Consider the following 16,776-nt stretch of genomic DNA (forward strand, 5'->3'; position numbering starts at 1 on the left):
GGACCGCCTAGCCCGGCCCCGGCGGCGACAGCTCGGTGCTGAGCCAGCCCAGCGCGTCCGGATACATCCCGATCCACGTCTGGAAGTTGTGGCCGCCGACCGGGCGGACGAGGGTCTTGACCCGGACCCCGCTGCCCTCCGCGGCCTTGGCGAAGGCCTCGAGCTGCTGCGGCGGGCTGTCCTTGTCCTGCGCCGAGGTGGCCAGGAACAGCCCGACGTCCGCCTTCTTCGTGTGCTCGACCAGCCACATCGGACTGTTGCGCTCCCGCAGCGCCGGATCGGGCAGCACCCCCGGGTCACCGGTCAGCGGATCGGGATCCAGGGCCGCTCCCGCCCGGAACACCTTCGGGTACTGGAGCGGCAGCTTGGCCGCGCAGAAGCCCCCGGTGGAGACGCCCATCAGTCCCCATCCGGCGGGGGAGGGCAGCGTACGGAAGTTCCGCGCGACCAGGTCCGGCACGTCCTGCGCCAGCCAGTCGGCGATCTTGCGCTGCGGAGTGTTGCTGCAGTCCGTGTTCACCCCGCCCGGGTAGATCTCCGGGATCACCAGGATGAAGGGGTGCGCGGCGCCCAGCTGGACCATCCCGGTCAGCGCGTCGGGCATGTCCCCGAGGTCGATCCAGGTGCGCGGCGTGCCCGGGTAGCCGTGCAGCAGGATCAGCACCGGGAACCGGGTGCGGTCCGAGCCCGGCGCGCTGTATTCCGGGGGAGTCCACACGACGACCTGGCCGGCGAGCTTGGAGTGGGAGCCGCGGAAGAAGGTGGTCTGGGTGCCGTCACCGTTCGGGGTGAACCTGGCCCGGCCCACCGGCGGGCCGGTGACGGCCCCCGCCTCCTGCCCGGCGTCGGTGCCGAGCAGGTCGTCCCAGGAGGAGTAGAGCCCGTAGCTGCCGTTGATCCAGGTGGCGACCACGCAGATGGCGGTGAGCTGGCACAGCCCGATCATCAGCAGCCGGACCGGCCAGCGCACCCATCCCGGCCCCGGAATCCGGTTCCACAGCAGCAGGACGGCGAGCACGGCCAGCACCGTGACGACGATCAGTGTGACGAGGAACGACGTACTGGTCAGCTCCACGGCGCCGGCTCCTGACGTACGGGACACGGGACGAAACGCGCACGATGTTCCGATTGTCGCGTCAATCTACCGGTAGCGCCCTCACGAGCCGGGTGCGACGCGAACCGTCACCGCGTGCAGGCCGGTCGCCCCGTCGGGCACCGTCCCGGAGCGTTCCGCCGTCTGCACGGCGCCGGTCCCGTCCGTGGCGCGGACCTCCACGGTGTGGGAGCCCGATGTCGCCTCCCACACCCACACCCACTGCCGCCAGGTGTCGGCGCCGTCCGCCGCCCCCAGCCGCGCCTCCTGCCAGGGCCCGCCGTCCACCCGTACCTCGACCCGCCCGATGCCCCGGTGCTGCGCCCACGCCACCCCCGCGACCGCCACCCGGCCCGGCGCCGGCGCCGCGAACGGCCGCGGGGTGTCGATCCGCGACTGCGTCTTGACGGGGGCCCGCGCCGCCCAGGCCCGGCGCACCCGGTAGGCGTCGTACGCGGCGAAGGTGGTCAGACGCAGCTCGCTCAGCCATTTGCAGGCGGAGACGTACCCGTACAGCCCCGGTACGACCATCCGGACCGGGAACCCGTGCGCGAAGGGCAGCGGCTCGCCGTTCATCCCGACGGCCAGCAGCGCCGCCCGGCCGTCCATGACGGTCTCCACGGGCGTGCCGATCGTCATGCCGTCCACCGAATGTGCCACCAGCTGGTCGGCGGGGCCGCCCGCGGACGGCGGCCGGACCCCCGCCTCGCGGAGCAGGTCGGCGAGGCGGACGCCGAGCCAGCGGGCGTTGCCCGCGTACGGGCCCCCGACCTCGTTGGACACACAGGTGAGGGTGATGTCGTGCTCGACCAGGGGCCGGGCGAGCAGCTCGCGCAGATCGAGGGTCAGCGGCCTGTCCACGCCCTCCCCGTGGATGTGCAGCCGCCAGGCGTCGGCGTCCACGCGGGGCACCACCAGGGCGGTGTCCACGCGGTAGAAGTCCCGGTTGGGGGTGAGGAAGGGCGGGACCCCGGGCACCCGGAGGTCGGCGCCGGCCGGTACCGGGGGCGCGGGCACGGTGGCCGGGGGGAGCCGGAAGCGGGCCCGGGAGGCCGTCGCACCGGCGGAGCCGTAGGCGCCCAGGCGCCGCCCGGCGAGCGCGGCCCCGGCCGAGACGGCCAGGGTGGCGGCGACCAGCCGGCCGAAGCCGCGGCGGTCCACCGCCCAGGCGGCGCCGGGCGGCGACCCGGCCGGGCGGGGCCTTCGTACCGCGGTGACCAGCAGCCACAGCACCCCGGCCGCCGTCACACCGGCGGCGAGCGCGGGCAGCGCGTCCCGCCAGGCCGCCTCGGGCCGGGCGAGCGCGGCCGCCGCCCCCAGCAGCCCGAAGCCGCCCGCGAGGGCCATCCCGGCGGGCAGGCGGCGCAGGGCCAGCATCCCGGCCCCGGCGGCGACCGCGGCCAGGACGGCGAGGATGCCGAGCGTCAGCACCAGTTTGTCGGCGGCGCCGAACTGCCGGATCGCCCACTCCCGGACGGCCGTGGGCGTGATGTCGACCGCCGCCGCCCCGACCGCGGTCACCGGGGAGGACTCGGGCCGGGCGGCGGCCGCGGCGAGCTCGGCCACGGCCAGCCCCGCGGCGGCCGCCACCACCCCGCAGAGGGCGCCGAGCAGTCGCCGCCGACGCCCCGGGTCTGCTGTCACAGGGCCAGTGTGACGCGCCCTGCCGGTACGGTGCACCGCACCGCACCGTCACCGCGCTCCGCGCACGGGACCCCGGCACCGCGCACCGCGCGCCGTGCCGGGGGCCGGCCGTCAGTGCACCGGGGCCGGGGGCACCCAGCGCCCGGTCCGGGGCGGCTTCACCCCGTACTCGCTCTTCAGCTCGGCCGGGATGGCGTGGTGCATCACCCGGCCCCGGGTCAGCGAGGCCAGCTCGAATCCGGAGAGCAGTGACCCGGCCTTGTCGAGCGCCCATTCGGCGTACGGGCTGCTGTCCTCGATCGTCTCCAGCAGGCCGAGGAACACGGGCACGGCCTTCGCCGCCGTGTCCCAGGGACTGCGCGGGATCTCCAGCCAGTCGCCGATGGTGTCGCCGACGAGGTAGCGGACGGTCGCGGGCACCATCGGGTCGAAGAGGGTGCCGGGGACCACGTCCTCGTACATCCGCATCAGCTGGGCGTTGAGGCGGACCCCCTCGGGGGAGGGGCCGAGGTTGCGCAGGAGGTAGAGGTCGCAGTAGTCGCGGGCTTCGGCGAGGTTCCCGGGCACGGCCGACATATCGCAGCCCAGCATCGCCCCCACGACCCGCCAGGCGTAGAAGTAGGCCTCGGCGCCGTCCTCGCTCATGTGGATGCCGAGCCGGTGCATGGCGTCGAGCACCAGCAGCGAGAAGCAGATCTGACCTCCGATCATGTCCTCCTGGCAGATGGGCAGTCCGTCCTTCTCGATGTCCCAGTGGCCGCCGTGGCGCAGGTGGTGGCGGATCGCCGCGTGCAGCAGCCGCACCTTCTGCGCGGCCGGGATGAACTTGCTGCCCTCCGCGAAGGAGTCGGTCTGCATGAGGTAGGTGACGAACTGCCCGGTGTTGGCCATCCGCCGCGAGGGGTAGGCGAGGGAGTGCGTCGAGGAGAGCAGCCGGGAGAGCCGGGGAATGGCGTAGGTCGCGGGCATCGCGGCGAACGACAGGCCGGTGTTGATGTGGGCAGCGTTGTCCATGAAGAACAGCCGGGCCTGCTCCATCACGTCCCAGTCCACCCAGCTCGGGGGCATGGCGGTCGCCTCGAAGTAGGCGCGTGCGGAAGCGGGGAGCTGTTCGGGGAGCTTGTCCCCGGCGGTGGTGAAGAACCGCATCAGCGTGTTGAGGTCGCCGATCTCCTCGCGCCGGAACATCTCGGCCACGGTCTCGTCGGCGAGCGGATCCCCCTGGGTGCGCAGGGCGTCGAGTGCGGCGTCGTCGTAACGGGTCTCGGGCGAGGCGCTCTTGGTGGTGTTCACGTCTGTCGTCCTTCTCGTGTCTTCGGGTGCGGGGCCGGCCGGCCGGGTGCGGCGGCGGTGGCGGCTACAGCGACCGCTCGGCCGCCGAGGCGGCCAGTTCGTGCAGCGCGGACCGTGCCTCCGCCGGCATCGGTACGGTGTCCAGCGCGCCGGTGGCCCGTACGATGCGCTCGCGGATCATGTCCTCGACCTGCTGCCGGGCTCCGCAGTGCTCCATCAACTCGCGTACGGACAGCGCTTCTTCCAGGCCCAGATCCGGATTGCCGACCAGCTTGGCGAGCAGCCGGCGGCCGTCCGGGCCGGCCGCCGCCACGGTCAGGGCGAGCAGCGCGGTGGGTTTGGCGTCCCGCAGGTCGTCGAGGTTCGACTTGCCGGTCCTGGCCGGGTCGCCGAAGGTGCCCAGCAGGTCGTCGCGCAGCTGGAAGGCCTCGCCGAGCGGGAGCCCGTAGGCGGAGAAGGCGCCCAGGAGGGCGGGGGAGCCGCCGCCGAGGGTGGCCCCCAGGTGCAGCGGCCGCTCCACCGTGTACTTCGCCGTCTTGTAGCGGGCGACCTCCAGGGACTCCGCCACCAGTGGATCCCGGGCCGGCTCCGCGTCGGTGCGCAGCACCTCCAGGAACTCGCCCGCCATCGTCTCGCGGAGCAGGGTGGACCAGAGCGGCACGGTCCGGGCGAGGTAGGCCCCGGGCAGCCCGCAGGAGGTGAAGACGTGGCCCGCGTACCCCATCAGCAGATCGCCGAGGATCATGGCCAGGGCGGTGGAGCGCCGCCCGGCCGCGGCGAACGCGGCGTGCGCCGTCGGCTGGCCGTGCCGCGTCAGGCTGTCGTCGATGATGTCGTCGTGGGTGCAGGCCGCCGCGTGCACGAGCTCCATGGCGGCCGCGGCCCGGATCACCCCCTCGCAGTCGGGCTGGCCCGCCGCCCGCCACCCCCAGTACAGGAACGCCGCCCGGATGCGCTTGCCGCGCGCCAGGGAGCGGCGTAACTGCGCGGACAGCGGGGAGAGTTCGACGTGCATGGCGAGCAGGGCCCGCTCCTCCTCGTCGGCCAGCCTGACCAGCACCTCGTCGATGCGTTCCTTGAAGCCGGTGTGGTCATGCACAGGTGCGGCCTTCGGCGGCGACGCGCTCGGCGGCGCGCCGGGCCATGGTCTCCAGGTAGTTCTCGTTGCCCATGCCCGCCCGGCGGGTGGCCAGTTCACCGCGCTTGCGCAGCTCCACCACCCCGTCGGTCAGCAGTTCCCGCAGGTCGGAGCGGCGCATCACCTGTTGCGCCAGGTCGGCGGACTGCCGCAGCTGGTCGAGGGCCAGGTCGGCCACCCCGGCGGCGAGCAGCGTCAGCAGCTCCAGCGGCGCGGCGGACGGGGAGGCGTCCGCGGGCCCTTCCTGCCGGGGCCGCTCCTGCGCGGACTGCTCGTGTTCGGTCTGGGACATGTTCGGTGCACTCCTGGTCGCGTCCTGCCGCCATGGCGTCGGAAGGGGCGGCCGCCGGATCGCTCCGGCGGCCGCCCCTGATCGTTTCCGGGCCAGTGAACCGAGTGCCGCTCCCGCACGGAGGTCCGCGCGGGGGGTTCTCCCCCGCACGTGGAGCGAGATTCCCACGGGAGGGTGACGATCACCGGATGGGGTGATCGTCACCGCGGCGGTGGTGTAGGTCAGTTCGCCGGGACGGCGGCGAGGCGCCGGGCCCGGGGCGGGACGTGGGCGGCGGGGTGCGCTGTGGCTCTGCCACCCTCGGCCCCGTCAGACCGGGAGCGACCAGGCCTGGTCGACCCGGTGGTCGCCGCAGGGGGCCAGGCGCAGACGCGCGGCCGGGGCGTCCGGGGTGGCGGCCGCGGCGGGCGCCGTCAGGCACAGGCCGCTCGCCTCCTCGACGAGGGCCCCGTCGCGCCGGTGGGCCCAGGTCTGGCCGAGCGGCCGCTCCTCGGCGGGCGCGCAGTCCGCCAGCTCCACCAGGCCGTCCTCGCCCGCCGAGAGGCACTCCCCGGCGATCCGCAGGCTCGCGTCCTGCCCCAGGGTCCAGCGCTGGTCGGGCGCCCCGGTGCAGGCGCCGAGCACGACCGCGCCGACCCCGGTGGTGTTGGCCCCGTCGGCGCACTTGGCGCCGTCACCGACGATCTGCCCGGTCGGCACCGCCTGCGCGCAGCCGCGCGGAGTCAGCCGCCAGACCCCGGTGTCGTGGGCGCCGACCCGCCCCGTCAGCGTCTCGGACACCTCCCGGCGTTCCCCGCTCCACAGGTCCAGCGCGTCCGCCGTGCAGGACGGCAGCCCGATCTCGTCGAGCGGCACGTTGATGCCGCGTGCGGCGCCCGAGCGGTTGAGCACGGCCACCGCCCGGTCGCCGTTCGCGAGCGGCCGGACCAGGATCTCGAAGGTGGCGTTGGAGGAGACCACCGCGCCCTGGCGGCCCATCGGGTCCTGGTCGAGGTTGATCATCCGGCTGTTGCCGAGGGCGGCGAGGCCCTCCGGGGTGAGCTTCGATACGTCCGAGGACAGGATGAACGGGGCCGCCATCATGGCCCACAGGGCGACCTGGCTGCGGCCTTCGGCCGCGCTGAGGCCGGGAGCGCCGGCGATCAGGAAGTCGGGGTCGTTCCAGTTGCCCGGGCCCGCGTACCGGCCGAGCCAGCGGTTGTAGCCGTAGTTGCCCAGCACCGAGCTCCACCGGGAGGTCGCCGGGGCGGCGGGCTGGTAGACCTTGATGTCCCGGCCCTCGCGCCACAACTGGCCGGTCTCGCCGACCCAGCCGAGGACCTTGTGCCAGTCGGAGCCGCCCCACTCGCCCTGCTGGAAGTAGGCGGGCGCGGACGCCGACAGCACCATGTCCCGGCCGCTCGCGCGCAGGGCCGCGGCGACGGCGTTGTAGGCGTCCCGGTAGGCCTGCTCCTTCGTCCTGCCCTCCGGCACCCACAGGTTGCAGCCGTCCATCTTGACGTAGTCCACCTTCCAGGAGGCGAACTGCCGGGCGTCCTGCGCGTAGTGGTCCGCGCCACCGCCCTGGGGCGCGCCGCTGCCCGGATACTTCTCGCAGGTGAGCGAGCCGGCGTCCTGGTAGATGCCGAACTTCAGGCCCTTGGCGTGCAGGTAGTCCCCGAGCCAGGCCATACCGTGCGGAAACTTCTCCGTGTCCACGACCAGCGCGCCCTGTGCGTCGCGGCTCTTGGTCATCCAGCAGTCGTCGACGGTCACCGTGTCGTAGCCCTTGGCGGCCAGCCCGGTGGACACGAGGGCGTCCGCGTTCGCCACCACCGTGGCCTCGTCGATGTCGCACATGTAGTGCGCCCAGTTGTTCCAGCCCATGGGCGGGGTGAGGGCGAGGGGGGTGTCCGAGGTCGCCGTGGGCTCGGCCCCCGCGGGGGCGGGGGGCAGGGCCAGGGCGAACAGGGCAGCCGCGGTGAGACAGGGGAGCGAGGCGCGCAGGCGAGGCGGCACGGAGTCTCCTTGACGTGGGGGGCAGTCGTGCGCCCAGTGCAGCGAGGCGGCTACCCGCTGTCAACGCAAGTCGGCTGATATCCGTGATTGACCAGCAATATGGCCGCAATCGATGTCACACCAAAGAGGTCATGGACGGCCCGGGGTCGCGCGATACGTCGTATGTTACGGTGTATCTCATGCCGAGGAGATCAACCGCACTGGACCAGGCCACCCCCGAAGCGATCGCCGTCGCCGCCCTGCGCCTCCTCGACGAGGAAGGCCCGGCGGCCCTGAGCTTCCGCGCCCTGGCCGAGCGGCTCGGCGTCTCCCACGCCACCGTGCAGCGCCGCTGCGCCGACCTCGCCGGACTGCTGGACCTGTGCACCGAGCACCTCGCCGCGCAGCTGCCAGACATCCCCGCCGGAACCGACTGGGGACAGGCCTGCGAAGAGCGGTTCGGCGCGCTGTACCGGCTGCTGACCGCCCACCCCGGGCTGCTCGTCCTGCGCGGCGGCCGGCCCTGGCTCGGGCGGCAGCTGCTCGCCCGCCTCGTCGAGCCCGCCCTCGCGGACGGCGTGGCCGCCGGGATGACCGCCGCCGAGGCGATGACCGTCTACCGCCGCATGTACCTGCTCACCCTGGGCAGTGCGGCCTTCGTGGACCACCGGGATCCGGCCGGGGCCACCGCCGCCTCCCGGGCGGCCCTCGCCGCGCTGGACCCGGAGCGGTTCCCCGTGCTCTCCGCCGGACTGGCCGACGTACTGCCGCCCCTGACGGACCACGAGGTGTACTACGGCGCCCTGCGCCAGCTGATCGAGGCCGCCCGGCCCGCCCGACCCACCACCTGACCGGGGAGACACGCCATGCAACCCGCACAGCAGCTCGACTACGCGGCCGTACGCGCCGCCGCCGGCCGCATCGCCGGATCGGTACGGCCCGTCGCCGTGGCCCCCGCCTCCGACGGGGTCTGGTACGCCCTGGAACACCTCCAGCACACCGGCTCCTTCAAGGCCCGCGGCGCGCGCAACTTCCTCGCCGCCCACCACGGGGCCGGCACCCTCCCGGCCGCCGGAGTCACCATCGCCTCCGGCGGCAACGCGGGGCTCGCCTGCGCCTGGGCGGCCCGCGGGCAGGACGTGCCCGCGACGGTGTTCCTGCCCGTCAACGCCCCCCGGGTGAAGGTGGAACGGCTGCGCGGGTACGGGGCCGACGTCCGGCTCGTCGGGGACCGGTACGCCCAAGCGCTCGCCGCCTGCGAGGAGTTCGCCGCCGAGAGCGGGGCCCTGAGCAGCCACGCCTACGACCACCCGCTCATCGCCGCGGGCGCCGGCACCCTGCTCGACGAGATCCGGGCCGCGCTGCCCGGACTGGACGCGGTGGTCGTCGCGGTGGGCGGCGGCGGACTGTTCGCCGGGATCGCCACCGCCGCGCGCGAGCACGGTGTACGGGTGCTCGCCGCCGAGCCGGAGAACTGCCGCGCCCTGAACGCGGCGCTGGCGGCGGGCCGCCCGGTGGACGTCGAGGTGGACTCCGTGGCCGCCGACTCCCTGGGGGCCACCCGCGTCTCGGCGGACGCGCTGGCCGCCGCGCAGGACGGGGGCGTCCGGTCGGTCCTCGTCCCGGACGCGGCGATCACGGACGCCCGGCGGGCGCTGTGGGAGGAGCACCGGATCGTCGTCGAGGCGGGAGCGGCCACCGCCCTGGCGGCCCAGCGCGGAGCGCGGGAGCCGCTGGGCGAGCGGGTCGCCGTCATCCTCTGCGGGGCCAACACGGACCCCGGGGACCTGGTGCGGTGACTCCCGGAGCCTGACCGGCGCCGTGCGGGGGACGGCCTCGGACGACGATCGTCGCGGCGGCCGACGACTTTCGAGGACAGCCCCGGGCGTCCGCCCTTTGCGAGGCTCGCTGTGTCCGGGCGACCGTCGTCGGACACGGAGCGACACGGAGGAATCGGCGTGGCACAGCGCAAGGGTTGTCTGATCGGCTGCGGGGTGGCCCTGGTACTGGGCGTCGGCCTCGCCGTGGCGGCGGTCTTCGGCATGGGCAAGGTCCTCGACATGGCCGACAAGACCCTTCTCGACCCCGCGGTCTACGCGGCGGTGAAGACCGGCGACGCGGAGAGCGAGGTGCGCGCCAAGCTCCCGTCGGGCGAATCCTTCGTCAAGAGCGCGCTGAAGGAGGGCGGTCCGGCCGAGCCCGAGGGCAGCGTCTGCGCCTGGTACGTGTCCAGCGGCGACACCAGGAACGGCAAGGAGACCGTGCTCCGCTTCTGCTTCAAGGACGGCAAGCTCGCGGAGAAGGCCGAGTACCCGATGAGGTAAACCGCATTAGTGCACGCCCTCGTGAACCGGCGACAAAGCGTCAGATCGCGCGGGAGAGGCCGCTTCGTCATCGAATCGATACCACCGCCAAAGGCCTTTGTACTAAAGCGCATCAGTCCAGCTCGGAGCGTACGTCGCAGAGGTCCTCCGGGGCCTGTGCGCCCCGGTCGCGGCATTCCTGAACAGGCCCCCACCGGCCAGTGGGGTACCTGCCTCATTGACGGGGTCTTGGTTCCCGGCGAGCGTGGGCACCGCCTCCGGCAATGAGGCCGGACTTCTGCGAAGGCGGCGACGATGACCCGTTCGAACCCGACCCGTACGGCCGTTGCCGTGCTGGTGGCCGGCGCCCTCCTCTCGACCGGTGCGTGTGGCATGAGCGGCGGCTCGGGGGAGGTGAGGGAGGCCGAGCGGACGGGCAGAGTGTCGGGGGAGATCACCTTCCGCACCCTCCAGCTGAAGCCCGTCTTCACGGCCTACGTACAGGGGGTCATCGACAGGTTCGAGGCCGCGTACCCCGACGCGAAGGTCAAGTGGGAGGACGTCCCGGGCGACGGCTACAACGAGAAGCTCGTCGCCGACGCGCAGGCCGGGGCCCTGCCGGACGTGGTCAACCTGTCCACCGACTCCTTCCAGCTCCTCGGCGACCGGGGGATGCTGGCCGACGTCGCGAAACTCGACGGAGCGCTGGCCGGGGAGTACGTGCCGGGCGCCTGGGAGCAGTTCAAGCTGCCGGGCAAGGGCGACGGCGTGTACGCCTACCCCTGGTACGTGACACCGGAGATCCTCACGTACAACAGGGAGCTCTTCGAGAAGGCCGGCCTGGACCCGGCCGAGCCGCCCACCACCGTGGAGCAGTTCTTCGACTACGCCGAGCGGATAGCCGTCACCTCCGGCGGCCGCACCGCCGCCTTCATGGCCGACCCCAAGGGCCGGCTGCCCGGGGACTGGCAGAAGATGGGCGTCCCGATCCTCGACGCGAAGGGCGAGCGGTTCACCTTCGACACCGACCGGGCCGTCGCGTGGGTGGAACGGATGAAGGACCTGTACGCCAAGGGCGCGATGCCCAAGGAGTCCCTCCTCAAGTCCGACGACATCAACCAGCTGTACGGCGGCGGCAAGCTCGTCTTCGGCCCCGGCTCCCCGGGCTTCGTCAAGGACATCAAGCAGAACGCCCCGCAGGTCTACGCGAACACCCAGGTCGCGGGAGCCGTCACGGGCACCCTCGGCCACATCGGCATCTACGCCCAGTCGCTCGGCATCAAGAAGGACACCAAGCACCTCGACGCGGCCGCCGAGTTCGCGAAATGGGTCACCAACGGCCCCAACCAGGTGGCGTTCTCCAAGAAGGCCACGATCTACCCGTCCAACGCCCGGGGCCTCGCGGACCCGTACTTCGCGGACAGGGGCGACGGCAAGGACGCCGAGACCGTGGCCCGCGCGGTCGGCGCGCAGCAGCTGAAGACGGCCGAGCTCGACGCCAACACCCCCGTCCAGTGGACCAGCCAGGTCGGTGACGCCGTCGTACGGGAGGTGCAGAGGGCCATCACGGGCGAACAGGACGCCCGTACGGCCGTCAGGAAGGCCCAGGAGGAGGCCAACAAACTGCTCGCCGCCGCGGCCCGGAAGTGACCCGCGCACGGCCCGCCGGCCGCGAGGAGCGGGCCGGGACCGCGGTGCGCCACCGCGCCTGGTGGACCCCGTACCTCTTCCTCGCCCCCGGCCTGCTCATGGTGACGCTGTTCAGCCTCTGGCCCTTCGTCAACACCGTCATCCTCTCCCTCACCGACTCCCGGATCCTGAGCGGCGGCGGCTTCGTCGGCTTCGCCAACTACACCCGCGCCCTCGCCGACCCGGACTTCTGGACCGCGACCGTCAACAGCGTGCTCTACCTCGCGGTGGTCGTGCCCTGCCTGGTCCTCCTGCCGCTGGCCCTCGCCGTCCTCGTACGGACCAAGGTCCCCGGCATCGGCTTCTTCCGCTCCGCCTTCTACACCCCGGTGATCGCCTCCGCCGTGGTCGTGGGCCTCATCTGGCAGTGGGTGCTGCGCAGCGACGGACTCGTCAACACCGTCTTCCGCAAGATCGGCGTCGTCTCCGAGCCGGTCCCGTTCCTCACCGACAGCACGATGCTGCTCGTCTCCGCGATGATCGTGACCGTGTGGAAGGGCCTCGGCTACTACATGGTCTTCTACCTCGCGGCCCTCGGGAACGTCCCCGCCTCCCTCTACGAGGCGGCCGCCCTCGACGGCGCCGGGCCCGTCCGCCGCTTCTTCAGCATCACCGTCCCCCAGGTGAAACCGATGATGCTGCTGGTCGGCACCCTCTCCGCGATCTCTGCGCTGCGCGTCTTCACCGAGATCTACATCCTCGGCGGCGAGAGCGGCGGCCCCGGCGGCGGCGCCCGCACCCTGCCCTTCCTCATCCGCCAGGTCGGCCTCGGCTTCTCCGGCGAGACCGGCTACGCCTCCGCCATCTCGATCCTGCTGTTCCTCCTGACGCTCGTCTTCAGCCTGCTGGGCCGCCGCCTGTCGAAGGGAGACGAGAGTTGAGGCGCCGCCACGCCGCACTGGCCGGCCGGTACGTCACGCTGGTCCTGATGCTCGTGATCATGCTGGGCCCGATCGTCTGGCAGTTCCTGACCTCGGTCCGCGGCCGCACGGAGAACGTGTACGACGGCGTACTGCCCTCGCAGCCCACCCTCGACAACTACCTGCGGGTCGCCGAGTCGTTCCCGCTGCTCCAGTACGTCGGCAACACCCTCGTGGTGGCCGCCCTCGCCGTCACCTCGAACGTGCTGTTCGGGGCGATGGGCGGCTACGCCCTGTCCCGGCCCGGCTGGAAGGGCCGCAAAGCCGTCTTCACGGTGCTCGTGGCGACCCTGATGTTCCCCTTCGAGTCCGTGATGATCTCGATGTTCCTCACGGTCCGCGAGATGGGCCTGGTCGACACGCTGATCGGCGTCTGGCTGCCCGGCGCCGTCTCCGTACTCAACATCATGATCATGAGAGCGGCCTTCCTGGCCGTGCCCAAGGAGGTGGAGGAGGCCGCGGTCCTGGACGGCGCGGACGAATGGACCCGCTTCACCCGGGTGTTCCTCCCCGCCGCCAAGGGGGCCCTGGCCGTCGTCTGCATCACCAGCTTCATGGGCGCCTGGGACGACTTCCTGTGGCCCCTGCTGGTCCTCACCGACAGCGAGAACCACACCCTCCAGCTCGGCCTGAAGACCCTGGCCGGCGCCACCACCGTCAACGACCAGCGGCTCATCGCCGCGGGCGCCATGGCCGCGCTCGTCCCGATGATGCTCCTCTTCTTCTTCCTCCAGCGTTTCTTCTTCAAGGGCGTCGGAGAGGGAGCCGTCAAGATCTGAACCGCCGCCTCCGCGCCCCGCCCCTCACGTGTCCCGACCCCTCTCCCTCCTGGAGCAGCCGTCATGCACGACGACCGCAGCATCACCGAACACCGCCTCCGCCGGGTCCTCAAGGAGCGCATCAAGCCCGCCGTCCACTCCCGCACGGTCCCGCTGACCCTCGCACGCTGGGAGGCCCCCGAAGAGCCCGTCCCCGTCGCCCAGGGCCTGGCGGCGGACTACGAGCCCTGCGCGGCCGGCGCGTCGTGGGGGCCGGCCTGGGGCACCACCTGGTTCAAGGTCACCGGCAGCGTCCCGGGCGACTGGGCGGGCCGTACGGTCGAGGCCGTCCTCGACCTGGGCTTCGACCGGATGATGCCCGGCTTCCAGTGCGAGGGGCTGGTCCACCGTGCGGACGGGAGCGAGGTCAAGGCGCTGAACCCGTACAACGACTGGGTGCGCGTGGCCGACCGGGCGCAGGGCGGCGAGCGCGTCGAGTGGTACGTCGAGGCCGCGTCCAACCCGGTCCTCGTCGAGCAGACGGCCACGTACGAGGGCGACCGGCTGACCAGCGGCGACCAGCCCCTCTACCGGATCGCCCGGATGGACCTCGCCGTCTTCGAGACCGAGGTGTGGGAACTGGTCCAGGATCTGGAGGTCCTGTACGACCTGATGACCCAGCTCGACACCGGGGACGCCCGGCGGTACGAGATCCTGCGCGCCGTCGACGCGACACTGGACGCCGTGGACCTCGGTGACGTTCCCGGCACCGCGGCCGCCGCCCGCGCCTGCCTGGCCGGCGTGCTCGCCGCTCCCGCCCATGCCTCCGCACACCGGATCAGCGCGGTGGGCCACGCCCACATCGACTCCGCGTGGCTGTGGCCGCTGCGCGAGACGGTGCGCAAGGTCGCCCGCACCTCCTCCAACGTGGTGGGCCTGATGGACGGCCACCCGGAGTTCGTGTTCGCCATGTCGCAGGCCCAGCAGCTGGACTGGATCAAGACGTACCGGCCCGAGCTCTTCGAGAGGATCAAGAAGAAGATCGCGGACGGGCAGTTCGTGTCGGTCGGCGGGATGTGGGTGGAGTCCGACACCAACATGGTCGGCGGCGAGGCCATGGCCCGGCAGTTCCTCTACGGCAAGAAGTTCTTCCTCGAGGAGTTCGGCGTCGAGACCCGGGGCGCCTGGCTGCCCGACTCCTTCGGCTACACCGCCGCGCTGCCGCAGATCGTCAGGCTCTCCGGTTCCACCTGGTTCCTGACCCAGAAGATCAGCTGGTCCCAGGTCAACAGGTTCCCCCACCACACCTTCTGGTGGGAGGGCATCGACGGAACGCGCGTCTTCACCCACTTCCCGCCCGTCGACACCTACAACTCCGACCTCGGCGGCGCCCAGCTGGCGCACGCCGCCCGCAACTACCGCGAGAAGGGCCGTGCTTCTCGCTCGCTCGTGCCCTTCGGGTGGGGTGACGGCGGTGGCGGACCCACGCGCGAACACCTGGCCCGCGCCACGCGCCAGCGGAACCTCGAAGGCTCCCCGCGGGTCGAGATCGAGCGGCCGGACGCCTTCTTCGAAAAGGCCCGCGCCGAGTACGCGGACGCGCCCGTGTGGGCCGGCGAGCTGTACCTGGAGCTGCACCGCGGCACCTACACCTCCCAGGCCAAGACCAAGCAGGGCAACCGGCACAGCGAATCTCTGCTGCGCGAGGCCGAGCTGTGGGCGGCCACCGCCGCGGTCCGCGTGCCGGGCCACGCCTATCCGTACGAGGACCTCGAACGGATCTGGAAGACGGTGCTGCTGCACCAGTTCCACGACATCCTGCCCGGCTCCTCCATCGCCTGGGTGCACCGCGAGGCGCGCGAGACCTACCGGGCGGTGCGCGCGGAGCTCGAGGGGATCACCCTGGCGGCGCAGACGGCGCTGGCGGGGGAGGGCACGCAGGACCTGGTCTTCAACTGCGCCCCGCACGCCCGGCACGGCGTCCCGGCCGGCGGCGCGGGCGTCCCGGCGCGGACGGGGCAGCCGGTCACGGTGGAGGAGCGGCACGGCGGCGGTCACGTCCTGGCCAACGGCCGGCTGCTCGTGGAGATCGACGGCCGCGGGCTGGTCGTCTCCGCCTACGACCTGGAGGCGGGCCGCGAGGCGGTCGCACCGGGCGGCGCGGCGAACCTGCTCCAGATCCACCCCGACTTCCCGAACATGTGGGACGCCTGGGACATCGACGCGTTCTACCGCAACAAGGTCACCGACCTGGTCGCCCTGGACGCCATGGAGGTCACCGAGAGCGGCCCGGCGGCCGTCACCGTGCGGGTCACCCGCTCCTTCGGCTCCTCGACGGCCGTGCAGTCGCTCACCCTGCGGTCCGGGGCCAAGGTGCTCGACCTCGTCACGGAGGTGGACTGGCACGAGACGGAGAAGTTCCTCAAGGCGGCCTTCCCGCTGGACGTGAAGGCCGAACGGACCGCCTCGGAGACCCAGTTCGGGCACGTCTACCGGGCCACCCACACCAACACCTCCTGGGAAGCGGCCAAGTTCGAGATCTGCGCCCACCGCTGGATCCACGCGGAGGAGCCGGGCTGGGGGGCCGCCCTGCTCAACGAGTCGACGTACGGGCACGACGTGACCCGCGAGGTGCGGCCCGACGGCGGCCAGACCACCACGGTCCGGCTCTCGCTGCTGCGCGCGCCGCGCTATCCCGACCCGGAGACCGACCAGGGCGCCCACACCCTGCGCTTCTCGCTGGCGCCCGGTGCGCAGATCGGCGACGCCGTCCGCGAGGGGCACGCGCTCAACCTGCCCGAGCGGGTGGTGCGCGGCGCGGGCCCGGTCGCCCCGCTGCTGGCGGTGGACGACGACGCGGTGGTCGTCGAGGCGGTCAAGCTGGCCGAGGACCGCGGCGGCGACGTGATCGTCCGCCTCTACGAGTCCCGCGGCGGCCGGGCCAGGGCCACCCTCTCGGCGGGCTTCCCGGTGGCGGCGGCGGTCGAGAGCGACCTGCTGGAGCGCCCCCTGGCGGGCTCGGCGGTCGGCGCCACCGCGGCGGACGGCACGGTCGCCCTGACCCTGCGCCCGTTCCAGATCGTCACGGTCCGCCTGCGCCGCGCCTGAGGCCCGTGGAGCAGGGCCCGGCTCGCCGCGCCTGAGGCCGTGCGACCGGGCCCGGCTCCACCGCGTTCATCCGGTCGGCCGAGCAACGGAAGCCACCCGCGCTCCGCGGGGCAAAGCTGTGGGCAGGAACCGCCGCCACTGCCGCCACCGCACAGACGAGGACCGCGCCATGTCCCACAGCCGACGCATCAGCACCATCGTGGGGGTCGCGGCGCTGCTGCTGACCGCCACCGCCTGCTCGGGCCTGGGCCGGAGCACCGCGGGCATGCTCAGCTTCCGCGGCCACGACTCGCCGGCCGAGCTGAGCTACTCCAACACCCTCGTGCGGGGCTGTCACAAGATCGCCATCCCGCAGGGGGCCACCCACGTCGAGAACAACACCCTCGTCGACATCGTGCTGTACCGGACGGAGGACTGCGCCAAGGCCGACCGGGCCGACGGCACCTACGTGGCGACGACGCTCACGAACGTGACGGCCCCCGCCAGCCTGTCCTGGCGCAGCTTCAGGGTCATCCACTGACGCGCCCCGTCCCGGAGGCCGTGGCGGCGTGAACTCCGCCA

At 72.8% G+C, this 16,776-nt stretch carries 14 protein-coding genes; 8 read left to right on the forward strand and 6 right to left on the reverse strand.

What is annotated here, in order from left to right; all coding sequences use genetic code 11:
* Window positions 1-7 precede the first annotated feature (7 nt).
* From ACTVZO_RS33360 to ACTVZO_RS33385, 6 genes are all read right to left on the reverse strand, one after another.
* Window positions 8-1,075: an alpha/beta hydrolase gene (locus ACTVZO_RS33360; protein ID WP_443301866.1), complete on the reverse strand. Its 1,068-nt coding sequence runs from the start codon at window positions 1,073-1,075 to the stop codon at window positions 8-10.
* Window positions 1,076-1,156: 81 nt separating this feature from the next.
* Window positions 1,157-2,737, reverse strand: coding sequence for a molybdopterin-dependent oxidoreductase (locus tag ACTVZO_RS33365; protein WP_443301867.1), 1,581 nt, complete (start codon window positions 2,735-2,737; stop codon window positions 1,157-1,159).
* Between the two features lie 111 nt (window positions 2,738-2,848).
* A complete protein-coding gene (locus ACTVZO_RS33370; protein WP_443301868.1) occupies window positions 2,849-4,030 on the reverse strand; it encodes an oxygenase MpaB family protein in 1,182 nt (393 codons plus the stop codon).
* 64 nt (window positions 4,031-4,094) lie between these two features.
* Window positions 4,095-5,129, reverse strand: coding sequence for a polyprenyl synthetase family protein (locus ACTVZO_RS33375; RefSeq protein ID WP_443301869.1), 1,035 nt, complete (start codon window positions 5,127-5,129; stop codon window positions 4,095-4,097).
* A complete protein-coding gene (locus ACTVZO_RS33380; RefSeq protein ID WP_443301870.1) occupies window positions 5,122-5,460 on the reverse strand; it encodes a hypothetical protein in 339 nt (112 codons plus the stop codon). The genes ACTVZO_RS33375 and ACTVZO_RS33380 overlap by 8 nt, the downstream gene beginning before the upstream one ends.
* Before the next feature lie 309 nt (window positions 5,461-5,769).
* Window positions 5,770-7,458: a ricin-type beta-trefoil lectin domain protein gene (locus ACTVZO_RS33385; protein WP_443301871.1), complete on the reverse strand. Its 1,689-nt coding sequence runs from the start codon at window positions 7,456-7,458 to the stop codon at window positions 5,770-5,772.
* 179 nt (window positions 7,459-7,637) lie between these two features.
* Here ACTVZO_RS33385 and ACTVZO_RS33390 point away from each other — a divergent pair, with 179 nt between their 5' ends.
* From ACTVZO_RS33390 to ACTVZO_RS33425, 8 genes are all read left to right on the forward strand, one after another.
* Entirely contained in the window at window positions 7,638-8,288 is a 651-nt protein-coding gene (locus ACTVZO_RS33390; protein WP_443301872.1) for a TetR/AcrR family transcriptional regulator, read from the forward strand.
* A gap of 15 nt (window positions 8,289-8,303) precedes the next feature.
* The gene (locus tag ACTVZO_RS33395) at window positions 8,304-9,236 is read left to right on the forward strand and encodes a serine/threonine dehydratase (RefSeq protein WP_443301873.1); all 933 of its coding nucleotides are present in this window, start codon (window positions 8,304-8,306) and stop codon (window positions 9,234-9,236) included.
* Window positions 9,237-9,395: 159 nt separating this feature from the next.
* Window positions 9,396-9,761 (forward strand): hypothetical protein, encoded by a 366-nt coding sequence (locus ACTVZO_RS33400; protein WP_443301874.1) that lies wholly within the window; start codon window positions 9,396-9,398, stop codon window positions 9,759-9,761.
* 294 nt (window positions 9,762-10,055) lie between these two features.
* The gene (locus tag ACTVZO_RS33405; protein WP_443301875.1) at window positions 10,056-11,390 is read left to right on the forward strand and encodes an ABC transporter substrate-binding protein; all 1,335 of its coding nucleotides are present in this window, start codon (window positions 10,056-10,058) and stop codon (window positions 11,388-11,390) included.
* A complete protein-coding gene (locus ACTVZO_RS33410; RefSeq protein WP_443301876.1) occupies window positions 11,387-12,310 on the forward strand; it encodes a carbohydrate ABC transporter permease in 924 nt (307 codons plus the stop codon). Before ACTVZO_RS33405 ends, ACTVZO_RS33410 begins: the two co-directional genes overlap by 4 nt.
* A gap of 47 nt (window positions 12,311-12,357) precedes the next feature.
* Window positions 12,358-13,128: a carbohydrate ABC transporter permease gene (locus ACTVZO_RS33415; protein ID WP_443303349.1), complete on the forward strand. Its 771-nt coding sequence runs from the start codon at window positions 12,358-12,360 to the stop codon at window positions 13,126-13,128.
* A 63-nt stretch (window positions 13,129-13,191) separates the two neighbouring features.
* Window positions 13,192-16,215 carry an alpha-mannosidase gene (locus tag ACTVZO_RS33420; RefSeq protein ID WP_443301877.1) on the forward strand — a complete coding sequence of 1,008 codons (3,024 nt, stop codon included), beginning with the start codon at window positions 13,192-13,194 and terminating at the stop codon, window positions 16,213-16,215.
* A 169-nt stretch (window positions 16,216-16,384) separates the two neighbouring features.
* Window positions 16,385-16,735 carry a hypothetical protein gene (locus ACTVZO_RS33425; protein ID WP_443301878.1) on the forward strand — a complete coding sequence of 117 codons (351 nt, stop codon included), beginning with the start codon at window positions 16,385-16,387 and terminating at the stop codon, window positions 16,733-16,735.
* Window positions 16,736-16,776 lie beyond the last annotated feature (41 nt).

The sequence above is a fragment of the Streptomyces sp. IBSNAI002 genome (genome assembly GCF_052244475.1).
Lineage (GTDB): Bacteria > Actinomycetota > Actinomycetes > Streptomycetales > Streptomycetaceae > Streptomyces.